The 21481-nt window shown below is 71.5% G+C and carries 6 protein-coding genes; all 6 read left to right on the forward strand.

Going from position 1 to position 21481, the window contains the following annotated elements; all coding sequences use genetic code 11:
• The first annotated feature begins 78 nt into the window (after positions 1–78).
• The 6 genes from AB0399_RS32350 to AB0399_RS32375 all read left to right on the forward strand — a co-directional run bounded on the left by AB0399_RS32350 (position 79) and on the right by AB0399_RS32375 (position 21459).
• On the forward strand, positions 79–17241 hold the full coding sequence (locus AB0399_RS32350; protein WP_366413761.1) for an amino acid adenylation domain-containing protein: 17163 nt from the start codon (positions 79–81) through the stop codon (positions 17239–17241).
• Positions 17242–17248: 7 nt separating this feature from the next.
• A complete protein-coding gene (locus AB0399_RS32355; RefSeq protein ID WP_366413754.1) occupies positions 17249–18463 on the forward strand; it encodes a cytochrome P450 in 1215 nt (404 codons plus the stop codon).
• A gap of 5 nt (positions 18464–18468) precedes the next feature.
• The gene (locus AB0399_RS32360) at positions 18469–18720 is read left to right on the forward strand and encodes a ferredoxin (RefSeq protein WP_329372616.1); all 252 of its coding nucleotides are present in this window, start codon (positions 18469–18471) and stop codon (positions 18718–18720) included.
• An 86-nt stretch (positions 18721–18806) separates the two neighbouring features.
• Positions 18807–19373 (forward strand): hypothetical protein, encoded by a 567-nt coding sequence (locus AB0399_RS32365; protein ID WP_329372618.1) that lies wholly within the window; start codon positions 18807–18809, stop codon positions 19371–19373.
• Positions 19370–20737 (forward strand): peptidoglycan-binding protein, encoded by a 1368-nt coding sequence (locus AB0399_RS32370; RefSeq protein ID WP_366413755.1) that lies wholly within the window; start codon positions 19370–19372, stop codon positions 20735–20737. The genes AB0399_RS32365 and AB0399_RS32370 overlap by 4 nt, the downstream gene beginning before the upstream one ends.
• Positions 20734–21459: an ABC transporter ATP-binding protein gene (locus AB0399_RS32375; RefSeq protein ID WP_329372622.1), complete on the forward strand. Its 726-nt coding sequence runs from the start codon at positions 20734–20736 to the stop codon at positions 21457–21459. Before AB0399_RS32370 ends, AB0399_RS32375 begins: the two co-directional genes overlap by 4 nt.
• Positions 21460–21481: the final 22 nt, after the last annotated feature.

Below are 21481 nucleotides of genomic sequence, written 5' to 3' on the forward strand. Positions count from 1 at the left end.
TGTGTGGCGTGGGGGTCGGGGGCTGTGTTGGTGGTGGTGGGGGTGGGGGGTTTGCCGCCGGTGGTGTCGTTGGGTGAGGTGGTGGGTCGTTGGGGTGTGACGCATGTGACGGTGCCGCCGGGTGTGTTGGCGGTGGAGGAGGGGTTGTTGGAGGGGTTGGAGGGGTTGGTGGTGGCGGGTGAGGTGTGTGCGCCGGGGTTGGTGGGGCGATGGTCGGAGGGGCGTCGGATGGTGAATGCGTATGGTCCGACGGAGGTGACGGTGTGTGCGGCGATGAGTTTGCCGTTGGATGCGGGTGCCGTGGGTGTGGATTCGAGGGGTGTGGGTGTTGGGGGGAGTGTTCCGATCGGGCGTCCGTTGCGGAATGCGGGGGTGTTTGTGCTGGATGGGTTTTTGCAGCCGGTGCCGGTGGGTGTGGTGGGTGAGTTGTATGTGTCGGGGGTTGGTTTGGCGCGGGGTTATGCGGGGCGTGCGGATCTGACGGCGGAGCGGTTCGTGGCGTGCCCGTTCGGTGAGGGTGGGCGGATGTATCGGACCGGGGACCTGGTGCGGTGGTTGCCGGGTAGTGAGGGGCAGTTGGCCTTTGTCGGGCGTGCGGATGAGCAGGTGAAGATCCGCGGCTTCCGTATCGAGCTCGGCGAGGTCGAGGCGGTCCTGGCTGCTTATCCCGGTGTGGACCAGGCCGTGGTGGTGGTGCGGGAGGGCCGGCTGGTCGGATACGTCGTCGGGGATGCCGACGATGTCGACGGAGGCGATCTGCGGGCGTTCGCGGCGACCCGTCTGCCGGATTACATGGTGCCGTCGGCGGTCGTCGTCCTTGAGGCGCTGCGGTTGACGGTGAACGGGAAGGTGGATCGCGCCGCCCTTCCTGCCCCTGAACTCGGTGCCGGCGGCTCCCGTGGTCCGGAGACCCCTACGGAGGAGGCGTTGTGTGTTCTGTTCGCGGAGGTGCTGGGTCTGGAGGGCGTGGGTGCGGAGGAGAGTTTCTTCGCGTTGGGTGGTGATTCGCTGCTGGTGATGCGGTTGATCGCGCGTATCCGTTCGGTGCTGGACGTGTCAGTCGGGGTCCGGGAGGTGTTCGCGGAGCCGACGGTGGCCGGGGTGGCGCGGCTGGTCGACCGTGCTGGGGCGTCGACGGTTGAGGTGTTGGCGCGGCGGGAGCGTCCGGAGCGGGTGCCGTTGTCGTTCGCGCAGCAGCGGATGTGGTTCCTCAACCACATGGAAGAGGCTGACGTCGAGAGCACGGGCGCTGTCTACAACATGCCTCTTGCGTTGCGCCTTGCCGGGAGTCTCGACATTGAGGCGCTTGAGGCGGCGTTGGGTGATGTGGCGGATCGGCACGAGAGTCTGCGGACGGTCTTCCCGGATGTGGAGGGCGTGCCGTATCAGGAGATCCGTGCGGGTGCCGAGGGCAGTCCCCCGCTTCAGGTGGTGCAGGCCGGCGATCGCTGGCAAGAACTGATGCAGGAGGAGGTGGGGCGCGGGTTCGACCTGGCGGTTGAACTGCCTTGGCGAACCACGTTGTTGAAGGTCTCGGAGGCGGAGTGGGTTCTTCTGCTGGTGGTGCATCACATCGCGACGGATGCGTGGTCGATGGGTGTGCTGGCTGATGACCTTCAGGCTGCGTATCGCGCGCGCCTGTCGGGTGTGGCGCCGGGGTGGGAGCCGTTGCCGGTGCAGTACGCGGATTACGCGTTGTGGCAGCGGGAGGTGCTGGGGGAGCTGGACGACCCGGAGAGTGCGGGTGCGGGGCAGGTTGCTTTCTGGCGCCGCGCGTTGGAGGGCGCGCCGCAGGAGACGGTGTTGCCGTTCGATCGTCCGCGGCCCGCGGCGCCGTCGTTCCGCAGTGGCGTGGTGCCCGTCGACGTGGATGCGGTGACGCATGCGCGGTTGGTGGAGTTGGCCGCGCAGAGCGGGACGACCATGTTCATGGTGGTCCATGCCGCCCTGGTGGTGCTGTTGGCGCGGATGGGCGCGGGGGAGGACGTGTGCGTCGGCACCCCGGTCGCCGGCCGGTCGGACGCGCAGGTGGAGGGGCTGGCCGGGCTTTTCGTCAACACCCTTGTCCTGAGGTCCGATGCTTCCGGTGATCCGTCGTTCGCCGAGGTGCTGCGGCGGGTGCGCGAGGCCGACCTGGCCGCGTACGCCAACCAGGACGTACCGTTCGAGCGGCTCGTCGACGAACTCGGCGTGGCGCGCTCCGGGGCCCGCAGCCCCTTGTTCCAGGTGATGCTGGCACTCCAGAACGTTGCCGAGGCGCGCTGGAATCTCGATGGGTTGGCCGTTGAGGACGTCCCGCCCGGTGCGGCTCCTGCGGCGCGGTTCGACCTGTCGCTCTCGTTGAGTGAGCGGCGCCTGGATGACGGTGCTGCCGATGGTCTGCGGGGCGGCTTCCTCTACGCGGCGGATCTGTTCGACGAGGAGACGGTGCGCCGGCTGGCGGAGCGGTTGGTTCGGGTGCTGGACCAGGTAGCGGCCGACCCGCAGCTGCGGCTGAGCGGCGTTGCGGTACTGGACGCAGCGGAGCGGGTGGCGGTCGTCCAGGCATGGAATGCCACGGACCAGCACGTGGACACGACGTCGGTGCTCGAGGGATTCCATCAGTGGGTCGTTGCGACACCGGATGCGGCTGCGCTGTGGTCGGGGGGACGGGCGCTGTCGTATGCGGAGGTGGATGCGCGCTCCGATGCCCTGGCGCGGGGACTGGTCAGCCGAGGCGTGCGTCGGGAGTCGCGGGTGGGGCTGTGCCTGCCGCGCGGGGCCGAGATGGTCGTGGCGATCCTGGCGGTGTGGAAGGCCGGTGGGGCGTACGTGCCGCTGGACCCGGAATACCCGTCGGAGCGGCTCGTGTTCATGGTCGCTGACAGCGACGCCGAGCTGGTGCTGGTGACGCCCGGGACTGCCGGTCGGCTGTCGGCGGATGTCGAGACGGTTCTGGTCGACGAGCTGGGGTGCGATGAGGGCGGTCTGCCGGACATCGCTTCCGATCCGTCCGATCAGTTGGCGTATGTGATCTACACGTCGGGTTCGACGGGGCGGCCGAAGGGTGTGGCGGTGGCTCATGCCTCCGTGGCGAACCTGGCCACCGCCATGCGTCCGGTTCTGGGTGTCGAGGCGGGCGTGGTGGCGTTGCAGTTCGCGTCGTTCAGTTTTGACGCGGCGGTGCTGGATGTGGCGGTGACCTTGGCGGCCGGGGGGACGTTGGCGATCGCCTCGTCCGAGGAGCGGCTGGATTCTTCGGCGCTGGCGCGGATGGTCGGGGCGTCGGGTGTCGAAGTGGCGAGCGTCGTGCCGTCGTTGTTGGGGGTGTTGGAGCCGGAGGCGGTTCCCGGGGTGGCCAATTGGGTGTTGGGTGCGGAGCGGTTGGAGGCCGGCCTGGCGGCGAAGTGGCGGGCGGGGGCCCGGGTGTGGAACACGTACGGTCCGACGGAGGCGACCGTCATCTCTACCGCTGTCCTGTTGGAGGAGGGCATTACCGGTCAGGACCCGGCGCCGGCGATCGGCCGTCCGTTGCCCAACGTCCGTACCTACGTCCTCGACTCCTTCCTCCGGCCTGTGCCGGTGGGTGTGACGGGTGAGTTGTATATCGCGGGCGAGGGTCTGGCTCGTGGGTACATCAACCGGGCCGACCTGACGGCGGAGCGGTTCGTCGCCTGCCCGTTCGGCGGCGGCAGCGGCAGCGGTGGCGACGGCAGCGACGGCGGTCGGATGTATCGGACCGGGGACCTGGCTCGCTGGACCGGGGACGGCCAACTGGCGTTCGTGGGGCGTGCGGATGAGCAGGTGAAGATCCGCGGCTTCCGCGTCGAACTCGGCGAGGTCGAGGCCGCTCTGGCTGCTTATCCCGGTGTGGACCAGGCCGTGGTGGTGGTGCGGGAAGGCCGGCTGGTCGGGTACGTCGTCGGGGATGCCGACGATGTCGACGGAGGCGAGCTGCGGGCGTTCGCGGCGACCCGTTTGCCCGACTACATGGTGCCCGCCGCCGTGGTCGTGCTCGACGTCTTGCCGTTGACGGCCAACGGCAAGATCGATCGGGCTGCGCTGCCCGCTCCTGACCTCGCGGTGAGCGGCGGTCGGGCGCCGTCGACCCCGACCGAGGAAGCGGTCTCCGCCCTGTTCGGCGAAGTACTTGGGGTGGAGCCGGGAGGGCTGGGTGCGGAGGAGAGTTTCTTCGAGCTGGGTGGTGATTCGCTGCTGGTGATGCGGTTGATCGCGCGTATCCGTTCGGTGCTGGACGTCTCGGTCGGGGTCCGCGAGGTGTTCGCGGAGCCGACGGTGGCCGGGGTGGCGCGGCTGGTCGACGGTGCTGGGGTGTCGGCGGGGGTGGCGTTGAGGCGTTGGGAGCGTCCGGAGCGGGTGCCGCTGTCGTTCGCGCAGCAGCGGATGTGGTTCCTGAACGGGATGGACCGGGGCGCGGAGGGCGGCGCGGGGGTGGGCGCTGGTGCCTACAACCTTCCGTCGGCGCTGCGGCTTTCGGGTCGGCTGGATGTGGGTGCGCTTGAGGCGGCGTTGGGTGATGTGGCGGATCGGCATGAGAGTCTGCGGACGGTCTTCCCGGATGTGGAGGGCGTGCCGTATCAGGAGATCCGCGTGGGTGCGGAGGGCCGTCCCCCGCTTCAGGTGGTCGAGGCCGGCGGCCGCTGGCGGGAACTGCTCGCCTCCGAGGTGGAGCGCGGGTTCGATCTGGCGGTTGAACTGCCGTGGCGGACCGCGCTGTTGAAGGTCTCGGCGACGGAGTGGGTTCTGTCGCTGGTGGCGCATCACATCGCGACGGACGGCTGGTCGATGGGTGTGCTGGCGAACGACCTTCAGCTCGCCTATCGGGCCCGCTTGTCGGGTGCTGCGCCGGGTTGGGAGCCGCTTCCTGTCCAGTACGCGGATTACGCGTTGTGGCAGCGGGAGGTGCTGGGAGATCTGGACGACCCGGAGAGTGCGGGTGCGGGGCAGGTAGAGCATTGGCGTCGCGCATTGGAGGGGGCGCCGCAGGAGACGGTGTTGCCCTTTGACCGTCCGCGTCCGGCGGTGCCGTCGTTCCGCAGCGGTGCGGTGCCGATCGACGTGGACGCGGCCACGCATGCGCGATTGGCGGAGTTGGCCGCGCGGAGCGGGGCGACGATGTTCATGGTGGTCCATGCCGCGCTGGTGGTGTTGCTGGCGCGGATGGGCGCCGGCGAGGACGTCTGTGTCGGTACGCCGGTCGCCGGCCGGTCGGACGCGCAGGTGGAGGAGTTGGCCGGGTTCTTCGTCAACACGCTCGTCCTGCGATCCGACACCTCGGGGAACCCTACGTTCAGTGACCTGCTGGCCCGCGTTCGTGAGTCGGACCTGGCGGCGTACGCCCATCAGGACGTGCCGTTCGAGCGGCTGGTGGATGAGCTGAACCCGGCCCGCTCCGCCACCCGTAATCCGTTGTTCCAGGTGATGCTGGCGCTCCAGAACGTGCCCGAGGCGCGCTGGGACCTCGACGACCTGACGGTCGAGATGATCCCGCCGGCGGATGACCCGGCGGCCCGGTTCGATCTCTCCTTGACGCTGAGTGAGCGGCGTCTGGATGACGGTGCGGCCGACGGTCTGCGGGGTGGGCTTCTCTATGCCGCGGATCTGTTTGACGAGGGGACGGTGCGTGGGTTGGTGGAGCGGTTGGTGCGGGTGTTGGAGCAGGTGGCGGCCGATCCGCGGGTGCGGTTGAGCGGTGTTGCGGTGGTGGGTGAGGTGGAGCGGGCGGTGGTTGTGCGGGAGTGGAATGACACTGCGGGTGAGGTGGGTGCTTCGACGGTGTTGGAGTTGTTCCGGTGGTGGGTGGAGCGGACGCCGGATGCGGCGGCGCTGTGTTCGGAGCGGCGGACGTTGTCGTATGCGGAGGTGGATGCGCGTTCGGATGTGTTGGCGCGGGGGTTGGTGGCGCGGGGTGTGGGTCGGGAGTCGCGGGTGGGGCTGTGTCTGCCGCGTGGGGAGGATGCGGTTGTCGCGATTCTGGCGGTGTGGAAGGCGGGCGGGGGGTATGTGCCGTTGGACCCGGGATACCCGTCGGAGCGGTTGGCGTTCATGGTTGCCGACAGCGGCGCCGAACTGGTCCTGGTCGCGGACGAGACGGCGGACCGCCTTCCTGGGGACGTCGAGAGGGTCCGGCTCGACGATCTCGTAAGCGAAGTGGGGGAGTTGCCGGAAATCGCTCCCGACCAGTTGGCCTACATCATCTACACGTCGGGTTCGACGGGGCGGCCGAAGGGTGTGGTGGTTTCTCATTCGGGGTTGGCGAATCTGGCGGGGGCGCAGGGTGAGCGTTTTGGGGTGGGGGTGGGGTCGCGGGTGTTGCAGTTTGCGTCGTTGAGTTTTGATGCGGCGGTGTCGGAGGTGTGTGTGGCGTGGGGGTCGGGGGCTGTGTTGGTGGTGGTGGGGGTGGGGGGTTTGCCGCCGGTGGTGTCGTTGGGTGAGGTGGTGGGTCGTTGGGGGGTGACGCATGTGACGGTGCCGCCGGGGGTGTTGGCGGTGGAGGAGGGGTTGTTGGAGGGGTTGGAGGGGTTGGTGGTGGCGGGTGAGGTGTGTGCGCCGGGGTTGGTGGGGCGGTGGTCGGTGGGGCGTCGGATGGTGAATGCGTATGGTCCGACGGAGGTGACGGTGTGTGCGGCGATGAGTTTGCCGTTGGATGCGGATTCGGTGGGTGTGGATGCGGGGGGTGTGGGTGTCGTGGGGGGTGTTCCGATCGGGCGTCCGTTGCGGAATGCGGGGGTGTTCGTGCTGGATGGGTTTTTGCAGCCGGTGCCGGTGGGTGTGGTGGGTGAGTTGTATGTGTCGGGGGTTGGTTTGGCGCGGGGTTATGCGGGGCGTGCGGATTTGACGGCGGAGCGGTTCGTGGCGTGCCCGTTCGGCGACGGCAGCGACGGCAGCGATGGCAGCGATGGCGACGGTGGCGGTCGGATGTATCGGACCGGGGATCTGGTCCGCTGGACCGCGGACGGCCAACTCACCTTCGTCGGGCGGGCGGACGAGCAGGTGAAGATCCGCGGCTTCCGTATCGAACTCGGCGAGGTCGAGGCCGCCCTGGCCGCCTATCCCGGCGTGGACCAGGCCGTGGCAGTGGTGCGGGAGGGTCGGCTGGTCGGTTACGTCGTCGGGGACGCGGACGCCGAAGACCTCCGTACGTTCGCCGGCACTCGTCTGCCGGACTACATGGTCCCGTCAGCGGTCGTCGTCCTCGATGCCTTCCCGTTGACGGTGAACGGGAAGGTGGATCGTGCCGCCCTTCCCGCCCCTGATCTCGGGGCCGGTGGCTCCCGGGGTCCGGTGACGCCTACGGAAGTGGTCTTGTGCGGGTTGTTCGCGGAGGTGCTGGGCGTGGAGAGCGTGGGTGCGGAGGAGGGCTTCTTCGAGCTGGGTGGTGATTCGCTGCTGGTGATGCGGTTGATCGCGCGCATCAGGTCGGTGCTGGAGGTCTCGGTCGGGGTCCGCGAGGTGTTCGCGGAGCCGACCGTGGCGGGAGTGGCGCGGCTGGTCGACGCTGCTGGGGCGTCGACGGTCGTGGCGTTGGCCCGGCGGGAGCGTCCGGAGCGGGTGCCGTTGTCGTTCGCGCAGCAGCGGATGTGGTTCCTCAACCGCATGGAGGGCGAGGACATCGACGGCGCGGGGGCCGCCGCGTACAACATGCCTCTTGCGTTGCGCCTCGTGGGCGGTCTCGACGTCGAGGCGTTCGGGGCGGCGTTGGGTGATGTGGCGGATCGGCACGAGAGTCTGCGGACGGTCTTCCCGGATGTGGAGGGCGTGCCGTATCAGGAGATCCGTGCGGGTGCGGAGGGCCGTCCCCCGCTTCAGGTGGTGCAGGCCGGCGATCGCTGGCAGGAGCTGATGCAGGAGGAGGTGGGGCGCGGGTTCGACCTGGCGGTCGAACTTCCCTGGCGCACAACGCTGTTGAGGGTCTCGGAGGCGGAGTGGGTTCTGCTGCTGGTGGCGCATCACATCGCGACCGACGGCTGGTCGATGGGTGTGCTGGCGAAGGATCTCCAGACCGCCTACCGGGCCCGCTTGTCGGGTGCCGAGCCGGGTTGGGAGCCGTTGCCGGTGCAGTACGCGGATTACGCGTTGTGGCAGCGGGAGGTGCTGGGCGAACTGGACGACCCGGAGAGTGCGGGTGCGGGGCAGGTCGAGCATTGGCGTCGAGCATTGGCGGGGGCGCCGCAGGAGACCGTGTTGCCGTTCGATCGTCCGCGTCCGGCGGTGCCGTCCTTCCGCAGTGGTGCGGTGCCGATCGACGTGGATGCGGCGACGCACACGCGGTTGGTGGAGCTGGCCGCGCGGGGCGAGGCGACGATGTTCATGGTGGTCCATGCCGCGCTGGTGGTGTTGTTGGCGCGGATGGGCGCGGGGGAGGACATCTGCGTCGGCACCCCGGTCGCCGGCCGGTCGGACGTGCACCTGGAGGGGCTGGCCGGGTTCTTCGTCAACACCCTTGTCCTGCGGGCGGATGTGACGAGAGACCCGTCGTTCCGTGAGGTGCTGCGGCGGGTGCGCGAGGCCGACCTGGCCGCGTACGCGAACCAGGACGTGCCGTTCGAGCGGCTCGTCGACGAACTCGGCGTGGCGCGCTCCGGGGCCCGCAGCCCCCTGTTCCAGGTGATGCTGGCACTCCAGAGCGTGCCCGAGGCGCAGTGGGACCTCGACGACCTGACGGTCGAGATGATCCCGCCCCCGTCCGCCCCGGCCGCGCGGTTCGACCTGTCGGTGGCCCTGAACGAGTTCCGCACCGCCGACGGAGAACCGGGCGGCCTGGGCGGCGGCATCCTGTTCGCGGCCGATCTGTTCGACGAGGAGACCGTCCGCCGGTTGGCCGAGCGCCTCGCCCGGGTACTGGAACAGGTCGCGGCCGACCCGGAGTTGCTGCTGAGTGCCGTCGAGGTGCTGGACGAGGCCGAGCGGACCGCTGTCGCGGTCGAGCGGAACGCCACCGCACGCGATGCCGATGTCACGACCGTCGTGGAGCGGTTCCGTGAGTGGGCCGCGTTGACGCCGACAGCGGTGGCGCTCGGCTCCGCCGGGCGTTCCTTGACGTACGCGGAAGTGGAGTCCCTTTCCGACGCGCTCGCTCGGGGGTTGGTGGCGCGGGGTGTGGGCCGTGAGTCGCGGGTGGGGCTGTGCCTTCCGCGCGGGGTGGAGATGGTGGTGGCGATCCTGGCGGTGTGGAAGGCCGGTGGGGCGTACGTGCCGCTGGACCCGGAGTATCCGTCCGACCGTTTGGCTTTCGTGGTGGCCGACAGCGGTGCCGGGCTCGTGCTCGTCTCGGACGAGACCGCCGGTCGACTGCCGGAGGAGGTCGCCACTGCCCGTGCCGACGAACTCGACGGCGCTTCGGGTGACTTGCCGGAGGTCGGTGCCGACCAGCTGGCGTACGTCATCTATACGTCGGGTTCGACGGGGCGGCCGAAGGGCGTCGCCGTGGCCCACGCGGCTGTGGCGAACCTGGCCACCGCCATGCGTCCGGTCCTGGGTGTCGAGGCGGGCGTGACGGCGCTGCAGTTCGCGTCGTTCAGCTTTGACGCGTCCGTCCTGGACCTCGCGGTGACGCTGGCGGCCGGGGGTACGTTGGCGATCGCCTCGGCGGAGGAGCGTCTCGACCCGGCGGCCCTGACCGCCATGGTGGAGACCTACGGTGTCGAGGTCGCGAGCGTCGTCCCCTCGCTGCTGGGTGTGTTGGAGCCGGCGGATGTGGCGGGGGTCGGCAACTGGGTGCTGGGCGCCGAGCGGTTGGAGTCCGGCCTTGCCGCCAAGTGGCGGGCGCGAACCCGGGTGTGGAACACCTATGGGCCGACCGAGGCCACCGTCATCTCCACAGCGACGCTGCTGCCCAGGGGCATCACTGCCGAGGATGCGCCGCCGCCGATCGGCCGCTCGCTGGACAACGTCCGCACGCATGTCCTGGACGCGTATCTGCGGCCTGTGCCGGTGGGTGTGGTGGGTGAGCTGTACATCGCCGGAGACGGCCTGGCGCGTGGGTACATCGGTCGCCAGGACCTGACGGCGGAGCGCTTCGTGGCCTGCCCGTTCGGCGCGGACGGCGAACGCATGTACCGCACCGGTGACCTCGTGCGCTGGATGGCCGACGGGCGGCTGGAGTTCGTCGGACGCGCCGACGAGCAGGTGAAGATCCGCGGGTTCCGCGTCGAACTCGGCGAGGTCGAGGCGGCGTTGGCCGCCCACCCGGACGTGAAGACGGCTGTGGCCGTGGTGACCGACCAGCGGCTGATCGGCTACGTGCTGCCCGCGACCGGGCGGGAGCCGCGGACCGACGCGGTGCGGGAGTTCGCCGCCGCCCGGCTGCCGGACTACATGGTGCCGTCCGCCATGGTGCTGCTGGACGCCCTGCCGTTGACGGTGAACGGCAAGATCGACCGTGCCGCTCTGCCCGAGCCGGCGCGTGCCGCGGACGGCGGCCGTGCGCCGTCGACCCCGACCGAGGAGACGCTGGGCACCCTGTTCGCAGAGGTACTGGACCTGGCAGCGGACCAGGTCGGGGCGGAGGAGAGCTTCTTTGAACTGGGCGGTGACTCGCTGAAGGTGATGCGTCTGATCGCGCGCATCCGGTCGGCGTTGGGGGTGTCGGTCGGTGTCCGTGAGGTGTTCGCGGAGCCGACCGTGGCGGGGGTGGCGCGGCTGGTCGAGAGCACTGGGGTGTCGGCGGGCGTGGTGTTGAGGCGTTGGGAGCGTCCGGAGCGGGTGCCGTTGTCGTTCGCGCAGCAGCGCATGTGGTTCCTCAACCGGTTCGAGGACGCCGGGAGCGAGGAGACGGAGGCCGCTCCCTACAACCTGCCCTTCGCCCTGCGCCTTGCCGGGCGTCTCGACATCGAGGCGCTCAGGGCGGCGCTGGGCGATATCGCCGACCGTCACGAGAGTCTGCGGACGGTCTTCCCGGATGTGGAGGGCGTGCCGTATCAGGAGATCCGCGGGGGTGCGGAGGGCCGTCCCCCGCTTCAGGTGGTGCAGGCCGGCGATCGTTGGCGCGAGCTCATGCAAAGGGAGGCGCGGTGGGGCTTCGACGTCCGGGTCGACCTGCCGTGGCGGACCACGCTGTTGAGAGTTTCGGAGGAGGAGTGGGTTCTGTCGCTGGTGGCGCATCACATCGCGACGGACGGCTGGTCGATGGGTGTGCTGGCGAAGGATCTCCAGACCGCCTACCGGGCCCGCTTGTCGGGTGCCGAGCCGGGTTGGGAGCCGTTGCCGGTGCAGTACGCGGATTACGCGTTGTGGCAGCGGGAAGTGCTGGGCGAACTGGACGACCCGGAGAGCGCGGGTGCGGGGCAGGTCGCTTTCTGGCGTGGGGTGTTGGCGGGGGCGCCGCAGGAGACGGTGTTGCCGTTCGACCGTCCGCGGCCCGCGGCGCCCTCGTTCCGGAGCGGTTCGGTGCCGATGGACGTGGACGCGGCCACGCATGCGCGATTGGTCGAGCTGGCCGCGCAGAGCGGGACGACGATGTTCATGGTGATGCACGCCGCGTTGGTCGTGCTGCTGGCGCGGATGGGCGCCGGGGAGGACGTCTGTGTCGGCACCCCGGTGGCAGGTCGGACGGATGCGCTGGTGGAGGAGTTGGCGGGGTTCTTCGTCAACACGCTCGTCCTGCGGTCCGATGCTTCCGGTGATCCGTCGTTCGGTGATCTGCTGGCGCGTGTTCGTGAGTCGGACCTGGCGGCGTACGCGAACCAGGACGTGCCGTTCGAGCGGCTGGTGGATGAGCTGAATCCGGCCCGCTCCGCCGCCCGTAATCCGTTGTTCCAGGTGATGCTGGCGCTCCAGAACGTGCCCGAGGCGCGCTGGGACCTCGAAGGGCTGTCCGTCGAGGAGGTCCCGCCGGCGGATGACCCGGCGGCCCGGTTCGATCTCTCGCTCGCGCTGGTCGAGCGCCGTTCCGGCAGCGGTGCCCCGGCCGGTTTGGGCGGCGGCATCCTCTACGCCGTGGACCTGTTCGACGAGGAGACCGTGCGTCGGCTGGTGGAGCGGCTGGTGCGGGTGCTGGACCAGGTGGCGGCCGATCCGCGGGTGCGGCTGAGCGACCTCGACCTGCTGGAGGAGCCCGAGCGGTTCGCGGTCGTGGAGGAGTGGAATGCCACGGCGCGGCCGCTTGAGTCCGGCACGGTGCTGGACCGTTTCCGTGGGTGGGTGACCGAGACCCCGGACGCGGTGGCGTTGTGGTCGGGGGGTCGGGCGCTGTCGTACGCGGAGGTGGATGCGCGCTCCGATGCTCTGGCGCGGGGGTTGGTGGCGCGGGGTGTGGGTCGTGAGTCGCGGGTGGGGCTGTGCCTTCCGCGCGGGGCCGAGATGGTCGTGGCGATCCTGGGGGTATGGAAGGCCGGTGGGGCGTATGTGCCGCTGGACCCGGAGTATCCGTCGGAGCGGCTGGTGTTCATGGTGGCGGACAGCGATGCCGAGTTGGTGCTGGTGACGTCTGAGACCGCCGGCCGTCTGTCGGCGGATGTCGAGACGGTCCTGCTCGATGAGGTGGGGAGTAACGAGGGCGATCTGCCTGAGGTTGTCTCCGACCAGCTGGCGTATGTGATCTATACGTCGGGGTCGACGGGGCGGCCGAAGGGTGTGGCAGTGGCTCACGCCTCCGTGGCGAACCTGGCCACCGCCATGCGTCCGGTCCTGGGTGTCGAGGCGGGCGTGACGGCGTTGCAGTTCGCGTCGTTCAGCTTTGACGCTGCGGTGCTGGATGTGGCCGTCACCCTGGCCGGGGGTGGGGCCTTGGCGGTGGCGTCGTCCGAAGAGCGGCTGGACGGTACGCAGTTGGCGCGGATGGTCGGGGCGGCGGGAGTCAAAGTGGCGAGCGTCGTGCCGTCGTTGTTGGGAGTGCTGGAGCCGGAGGCGGTTTCGGGGATCGGCAATTGGGTGTTGGGCGCGGAGCGGTTGGAGGCCGGCCTGGCGGCGAAGTGGCGTGAGAACGCGCGGGTGTGGAACACGTACGGTCCGACCGAGGCCACCGTCATCACCACCGCTGTCCTGTTGGAGGAGGGCATCACCGGTCAGGACCCGGCGCCCGCGATCGGCCGTCCGCTGCCCAACGTCCGTACCTACGTCCTCGACGCGTACCTGCGTCCCGTCCCCGTAGGCGTGGTGGGCGAGGTGTACATCGCGGGCGAAGGGCTTGCCCGCGGCTACATCAACCGGGCCGACCTGACGGCGGAACGGTTCGTCGCATGCCCGTTCGGTGGCGACGGCGGCGGCGGCCGGATGTACCGCACCGGGGACCTGGTCCGTTGGCTGCCAGGCGGCGACGGCCGACTGGCCTTCGTCGGGCGGGCGGACGACCAGGTGAAGATCCGCGGCTTCCGCGTCGAACTCGGCGAGGTGGAAGCGGTCCTCGCCGCCCACCCGGGTATCAGGACGGCCGTCGCGACGGTCCGCGAGGACCGCCCGGGCAACCCGCGCATCGTCGGCTACGTCCTTCCGGCCGGCCCCGAGGACGGAGGAGCCGCCGAGGACGGGGGCACCGAGGACGAAACCGCCGAGGGTAGGGGCCCCGGAACCGGGATTCCCGAGGCCGCGAGTGTGCGCGAGTTCGCCGCGACCCGTCTGCCGGACTACATGGTCCCCTCCGCCGTCGTGGTTCTCGACGCCCTGCCCCTCACCGTCAACGGCAAGATCGACCGGGCCGCCCTCCCCGCCCCCGACCCCGAGAGCGACGGGTCCGGCCTTCTTCCGCGGACCGGGACCGAGGCACTGCTGTGCACCCTGTTCGCCACGGTGCTGGGCGTCGACCGGGTGGCCGCCGACGGCAACTTCTTCGACCTGGGCGGCAATTCGGCGCTCGCGATGCACCTCGCGGGCCGGGTCCGCACGGAGACCGGCGCCGAGCTGAACCTGAAGCAGTTCTTCGGAGATCCGACGCCGATCGGCGCGGCGCGCGTCCTGGGCACGAAGTCGCGCCCCTCGCTGGTCCCGGTCGAGCGCGAGAACGGCGAGGCGCCGGCGACCGCCGGTCAGCAACTCGTCTGGCGGCGTGCCGCGGCCAACCCGCGCACCCGGGCCCTCCAGTCGTCCGTGGCCCTCCGCCTGCGCGGGGAGCTCGACCGGGACGCTCTGCGGGCGGCCCTTGCGGACGTTGCCGGACGGCACGACATCCTGCGGACGGTCTTCGCCGAGACCCAGGACGGCGGGCTGACCCAGCGGATTCTGGCCGCCGACGACCCCGCCGTCCTCCCGGCGCTCCCAGTCGTTGCGGCGACCGAGGAGGAACTTCCCGCCGCCCTGGCCGCCCGTGCCGCCCGCCGCTTCGACCTCGGAAGCGAAACACCCTGGGCGTCCTGCCTGTTCACGCTCTCCGACACCGATCACGTCCTGCTCCTCGCCCTGCACCGGATCGGTGGCGACGACGCGTCCCGGGACGCTCTCGTGCGCGATCTCTCCGTGGCGTACGGCGCGCGCCGGGAGGGCCGTGCCACGGAGCGCGCCCCCCTGACGCTCCAGTTCGCCGACTACGCGGTGTGGGAGAGCAGGCTGCTCGCGGGCGCGGAGACGAAGGAGAGCGTGGCCGGCGACCAGATCGCCTACTGGAAGGACGCGCTGGCGGACGCTCCGCCCGCCACCGCCCTCCCCGCGGATCGGCCGCGTCCCGAGCGGCCGAGCCACCGGGCCGGCGCGGTGCCGCTGCGTGTCCCGGCCGCGGTGCACGCCCGCCTGATGGAGACGGCCCGACCGCTCGGCGTGACCGCGGGTGCCGTCGTGCACGCCGGGCTCGCGATGCTGCTCGCCCGGATGGGGGCCGGCACCGATCTGACGCTCGGCGCCGTGCGGCCCAGGCCGACGGGCGAGGGCGAACTCGACGCCGCCATGGGCCCGTTCGCCGGGTTGCTCCCGTTGCGCACCGACGTCTCGGGCGACCCGACGTTCCAGGCCGTGCTCGTCCGCGTCCGGGAGGCCACCGAGGAGGCGGAGCGGTCCGGGGACGTTCCGTTCGCGCGGATCGCCGCGGCCCTGGGGCTCGCCGGCGAGGCACCCGGCGAGCCGCATCCGCTGGTCCAGGTCGTCCTGGACATCCGGGACGACAGCGCGGCGAAGTGGGACGTCCCGGCGGTCCCGGGGCTGGACGCCTCGCTGGTCGACCTCGGCGCTCCGGCGTCGGCGTACGACCTGACGGTCCGGCTGACCGACCGGCACCGGGACGACGGCGGGCCGGACGGCCTCGACGGCAGCCTGGAGTACGCCGAGGAACTGTTCGACCGGGCCACCGCCGTCGACCTCGCGCGGCGGCTGCTCCGCCTCCTGGGGCAAGTGGCGGCACACCCGGGACTGAAACTGAGCCAGATCGACATCCTGCTCGGCGAGTCGGAGCTGCGGCGGCTGACCGAGGACTGGAACCGCGGCGCGGCCCGTGTCCCGGACAGCACCGTGCTCCCCGCGCTCACCGAATGGGCGACCCGCGACCCGCGTGCCGTGGCCGTCCAGGACCGGCACGGCCTGCTCAGCCGCGACTCCCTGGACCGTACGACGGCGTGGCTCGCCGCGCGGCTGAACCGGCGCGGTGCGGGCGCGGGCGACGTCGTGGTGGTGGCGGTGCGGCCCGGCACCGGCTGGGCGGTCGCCGTGCTCGGTGTGCTCCGGTCCGGTGCCGTGTGCCTGATCGCCGACCCGGACGGCCCCGAGGGCCCGCTGGCGGCGGCCGCCGCGCTGGGCTGCGCCCGCCCGGCCGCGCTCGTCGTGTCGGGCGGCGCCGCGGCCGGTGCGCCGGGGAGGGCCCCCGGCGCGGAGGCGGTGACGGTGCTGCGGGTGGAGGACGCGATCCGGGCCGGGGGCAGGCGCCTGCGCCGTGCCGTCGCCGTCCCGGACCCGCTGCCGTCCCACCCGGCCGTGGTGCTGCCCGCGCGGGCGCCGGACGGCACGCTCGTGGGCGAGCTGGTGGACCACCGGTCCCTGCTCGGCCGGGTGATCGACCGTCAGGCGGCTTCCCCGCCGCCGGAGTCGGCCGGAGACGCGGTGCGCCTGGACACGCGTGCGACCGTCACCGAACTGCTGGTCGGGCTGCTGGCCGCGCTGCGCGGAGGCCGCACCGTCGCGGTGGAGCCTGCCACCGAGCCTGCCGCCGAGCCTGCCGTCGAGCCCGCTGTCGAGCCCGCGGGCGGGCAGCCGGGGGCCGAGCCCGCGCGGTCCGTCATCCCCCTGCCCCGCACCGCCCGTGCCTACGTCCTCGACGAGTGGCTTCGCCCGGTCCCGGTCGGCGTGGCGGGCGACCTGTATGTGGCGGGACCGTCCTTGGCCCGCGCCTATGCCGGCGCGCCGGCCCGCACCGCGGGCAGCCTCGTCGCCGACCCCTTCGGGTCCGGTGGCGGCCTGATGCTGCGCACCGGGCGGCGTGCCGCGTGGAGCGCGGACGGGCTGGTGCGACCGCGCGCCGCGGCGGACGGCGTTGCCGGTCCGACGGCGCCGCGGCGCGCCGGGCGGCGGGGCGACGGCCTCGACGCGCTGCTGCCGCTGCGCAGCGGTGGCTCCCGCCCGCCGCTGTTCTGCCTGCACCACAGCACGGGCCTGGCCTGGTGCTACGCCGCGCTCCTCGGCCATCTGCCCGAGGACCTGCCGGTCTACGGCCTCCAGTCGCCCGGGTTCGCCGACCGCAGGGCGATGGCGGACAGCGTGGACGCGATGGTGGCCGACTACGTCGACCGAATCCGGTCGGTGCAGCCCGAGGGGCCGTACCAGCTCCTCGGCTGGTCCTTCGGCGCGGTGCTGGCCCAGGCCATCGCCGTGGAACTGGAGCGGCAGGGCCAACAGGTCGCGCTGCTGGCCCTGCTCGACGGCTTCCCCGGCGGACACCACCGGGACAGCGTGGGCGGTCCGGAGGAGGCCGGCGAGGGGGAGGCCGGGACGCGGGTCCGCGGCGACGGCCGCGCGGACCAGGAGGGGCGGGCCCTGCTCGACGGTTCGGGAGTGGTGAACGCTCCGGCCGATGCGTTCTCGCTGAACATGGAGGAGACGAGGCAGTACCTGTTCCGGCTGGCGCAGGCGTACACCCCCCGTCGGTTCGGCGGTGGCGCGCTGCTGTTCCTGGCCACCGAGGGTGATCCGGCCGGCATGTCGCTCGCGACGGCGCGCACGGCCTGGGAGCGGTACATCGCCGGCCGTATCGAGGGGTTGGAGATCGCCGCCGACCACGCCGGGATGCTTCGGGGCGCGCACGCCGCGGCCGTCGGCCGGGCGGTCGCGGACCGGCTCGTGACGGGTTCGCCCGAACCCGGGGCCGACGACACATCCGTGTCAGAAAGGTAGGACTCGCATGACGCAGTCGTTCGACATCCCGATCGACAAGCGCCGGAACATGCTGGACCCGGTGCCGGAACTCCTGGAGATCAGCGCGCGCAAGCCGCTGTTCGGGCGCCCGGGAGGGATGCCTCAGTGGTTCGTGACCGACCGCGAGCTGGTACGGCAGATCCTCGCCGACGCCGAGCGGTTCTCCAGCATGCCGCCCCCGGAACAGGACGGCCACAGGCCCGATCCGCACCCGGGGAGCCTGCTGCAGACCGACGGGGAGCAGCACGCCCGGTTACGGCGACTGGTGGCGCCGATGTTCACGGTGCGCCGGATGAAGACGCTGGAGCCGATGATGACGCGGATCGTGGCGCAGCGCCTGGACGTGCTGGAGCGGGCGGGCAGGCCCGCCGACCTGATGCGGCACTTCGCCCGGCCGGTCTCCGGTCTGGTCCTCGCCGAGCTGCTCGGCCTGCCGCGGGACGACCTGCCCGAGCTGTCCCGTCTCGCCGATCACCGTGTTTCCCGGTACAGCCCCCGCCGTGACTCGGCGACGTCGGAGTACATCGGGCACTTCCGGAAGCTGGTCGCGGCGCAGCGCCGTGATCCGGGCGAGGGCCTGGCCGGGGCACTGATCCGGGAGCACGGGGACGCGGTGTCGGACGAGGAGCTGATCGGGATCTGCGAGAGCGTCGCCAACGGCTCGCTGGAGAACACGTCGGAGACGATCGCCCTGGGGACCCTGGCGCTGCTGTGCCATCCCGAGCAGTTGGCCCTGCTGCGGGAGCGGCCCGAGCTGATGGACCGGGCGGTGGAGGAACTGATGCGGTACACGTCGGTGGTGGCGGCCGTCTCGCCGCGCACGGCGCTGGTGGACGTGGAGATCGGCGGTGAGGTGATCAAGGCCGGCGAGGTGGTGTCGTGCTCGGTGTTCGCCGCGAACCGCTGCCCGTACGGCGGCGGCGGTGACGGCGCTGGTGACGGCGGCAGCGGCGGTGACGGCGGTGACGGCGGTGCCGCGGACGGCCTGGACATCACCCGGGAACCCGGCAGCCACCTGGCACTGGGCTACGGCGTCCACTTCTGCCTGGGCGCGGCGCTGGCACGGCTCCAGTTGCGCGTCGCGTTCACCGGGCTGCTGGAGCGGTTCCCCGGCCTGCGGCTCGGCGCCGGGGCGGAGGAGCTGCGCTTCCGGCTGCTGGCGCCGCAGTTCGGCGTCGAGACGCTGCCGGTCCTCTGGTGAGGCCGGTGGAAGACGCGGCGCGGGTCGGGATTCGGGTGGACCGCGGCAGCTGCGTGGGCTCGGGTGCCTGCGCGCTCTTCGAACCGGAGTTCTTCGAGCAGTCGGAGGAGGACGGTCTGGTGCTGCCGCGCGTGCGTGAGGCGGGGCCGGAGGCGCTGCCGGCGCTGCGCGCGGCCGCGTCCCGCTGCCCCGTCTCCGCGATCGAGTTGGTGCCGTCCGACGGGCCGGGAAGCGCCGGGCGGGACCGGGCCGACTGAACCGGTGAACGGGGCCCCGGTTGCAACCCTGGTGTGACCGGGCGCCCCGTAGAACTGGCTGCATGCCGAATTACCATCGAAAGCGCGTGGCCGGACCACTCCTGCTGACACTGTCCGCGGTGACCGCCGGAATATTCGTCGTAGGGTGCTCTTCGGATTCGGGCTCGTCCGCGTCCGGCGACATTCCCGGCTCCGACCACACTTCGTCGAGCAGCACGAGCAACACGAACAATGCCGGCGTCGCCTACGCGAAGTGCATGCGCGAGCACGGCGTCTCGAACTTCCCCGACCCGGACCAGGCCAGCTCGGGCGGCATGAAGGTGGTCGTCCCCAAGAGCGTCGACCAGACCTCGACGACCTTCAAATCGGCCCAGGCGGCCTGCCAGAACCTGCTGTACCAGGGCAACGCCGGAAATGCCGCCGGCACCCGGCCCTTCGACGCGACGAAGGTCGCGGCATGGGCGAAGTGCCTCCGCCAGAACGGCCTGCCCAACTTCCCGGACCCCCAGGTGAACGGTGACGCGATCATCATCGACGCCAACGCGGCCGGCGTGACCGGGCGGGACGATCCCAAGTTCGCCAAGGCCGCGGCGGCCTGCTACAGCATCCGGCCCGGGGGGATGCTCGCCTTCTCGATGGGGCCGCAACAGTGACCAGCCAGGACGAGGGGATCGTCGCGCGGAGGTCCGCCGAGGACCCGGCGGGCGCAGAGTTGGAGCCCCTGGGCGGAGACCTCACCTCCTTCGACGGGGGCGGGAGCGGGGACACCGTGGAGCCACGACCGCCCGCGGGCGGCCACCGGCGGCGCCGCCGCGCGCGCATCACGCTGATCGTCGCGTGTGCGGCGGTGGCCGCCGCGGCCGCGGGTGGCGCCGCCGCCGGCGTGTTCGGCGGTGGGAGCGACAATGCCGCCACGTCGGCGCCGTCCGGGCCGCCCGCCACCGCGAAGGTGCAGCGCACGACGCTGACCAGCTCCCAGACCATGGACGGGCAGCTCGGATACGGCGACACCTCGGCCGTGCAGGCCCCGCCGTCGTCCGGGTCCTCGTCCGGGTCGTCGTCCGGCTCGGCGCGGTCCGGCGGCCCCACGCAGGGCGGCGGCTCCACGCAGTCCGGCGGCACCACGTCCGCCGGGATCGTCACATGGATGCCCTCCGACGGCGACACCATCACCCGCGGGGAGCCGGTCTACAAGGTGGACCAGGAAACCGTGCCGCTGCTGTACGGCTCGGTGCCGCTGTACCGGACGTTGAAGTCCGGCAGCAGCGGGAGCGACGTCAAGATGCTGGAGCAGAACCTCCACGCGCTCGGCTACCGGGGTTTCACGGTCGACGACAGCTACGACGCGAACACGGCCGCCGCCGTCGAGACGTGGCAGGGGAAGCTGGGCCGTCCGAAGACCGGCGAGGTGCAGGTCGGCGACGCGGTGGTGACCTCCGGCGCGCGGCGGGTCGCCAAGGCCGGGCTCTCCATCGGCGACACCCTCTCCGGGCAGGTGCTCACCTGGACGGGCACCGATCGGGTCATCTCCGTGGACCTGCCCGTGCAGTACGCGGACCTGGCGAGGAAGGGCGGACAGAGCACGGTCACGCTGCCGGACAACACCACGGTGACCGCCGTGGTGACGGACATCGGCACGCCGACGTCGGCGAACAACTCCGGGGCCTCGGACTCGGGTTCCTCGTCCGCCGGCGGCTCGTCCGGCTCCGCGGACTCGGACTCGGGCTCCTCGAACGCGACCATCCCGGTGGAGCTGCGGGTCACCGACACCAAGAAGCTCGGCACCTACCAGGCCGCCTCCGTCAGTGTCGACTTCGCCTCCGAGACGCGCCAGAACGTCCTGGCGGTGCCGATCAGCGCCCTGTTCGCGCTGCCGCACGGCGGCTACGCGGTCGAGGTCGTGACCGGGACGAAGACCGAGTACCGCACGGTCAGACTCGGGGTGTTCGGCAACGGCATGGTCGAGGTCTCCGGCGCCGGCATCACCGCGGGCACGGTCGTGGGGGTGCCGAAGTGACCGTCACCGCCCACCCGGTGATCGAGCTGGCCGGAGTCAGCAAGTCGTACCAGGACGTGGCCGCCCTGACAGCAGCGGACCTGGTGGTCCACCGCGGCGAGATGCTCGCGGTCGTCGGGCCCTCGGGCTCGGGCAAGTCCACCATGCTCAACATCATGGGCACGCTGGACCTTCCCTCGTCGGGAACCGTGTCGATCGTCGGCCACGCCGTGGAGGACCTCAACGACCGCGAGCTGTCCGCGCTGCGGGCCGGCACCATCGGCTTCGTCTTCCAGCAGTTCCATCTCGCCTCCGGCGTGCCCGCCCTTGACAGCGTGGCGGACGGTCTGCTGTACAGCGGGCGGCCGCGGCGCGAGCGGCGCCGGGCCGCCGAGGAGGTGCTGCGCAGGGTGGGCCTGGGGCACCGGCTCTTCCACGAGCCGCAGCAGCTGTCCGGCGGTGAGAAGCAGCGGGTGGCGATCGCCCGCGCGGTGGTCGGCAACCCGCCGCTGCTGCTGGCCGACGAGCCGACCGGTGCGCTGGACTCCCGCTCCGGGACGGTGGTGATGGAACTGCTCCACGAGCTGCACGAGGCCGGGACGACGGTGGTCGTCATCACCCACGACCGCGACATCGCGGCGTCCCTGCCGCGCGAGGTCAGGCTGCGGGACGGCCGTATCGAGTACGACCCGGGGACGGCGGCCGCGGCCGGGGCACTACAGCCCACGGGGGTGGAGCGATGAGCACGACGGATCTGACGCAACC

Origin of the sequence: Streptomyces sp. NPDC088194 (assembly GCF_040702025.1) — a bacterium.
GTDB lineage: Bacteria > Actinomycetota > Actinomycetes > Streptomycetales > Streptomycetaceae > Actinacidiphila.

Excerpts from the sequence above, each read along its gene's own strand:
- AB0399_RS32355 (WP_366413754.1), top strand. The coding sequence starts at position 17,249 with ATGACGCAGTCGTTCGACATCCCGATCGACAAGCGCCGGAACATGCTG.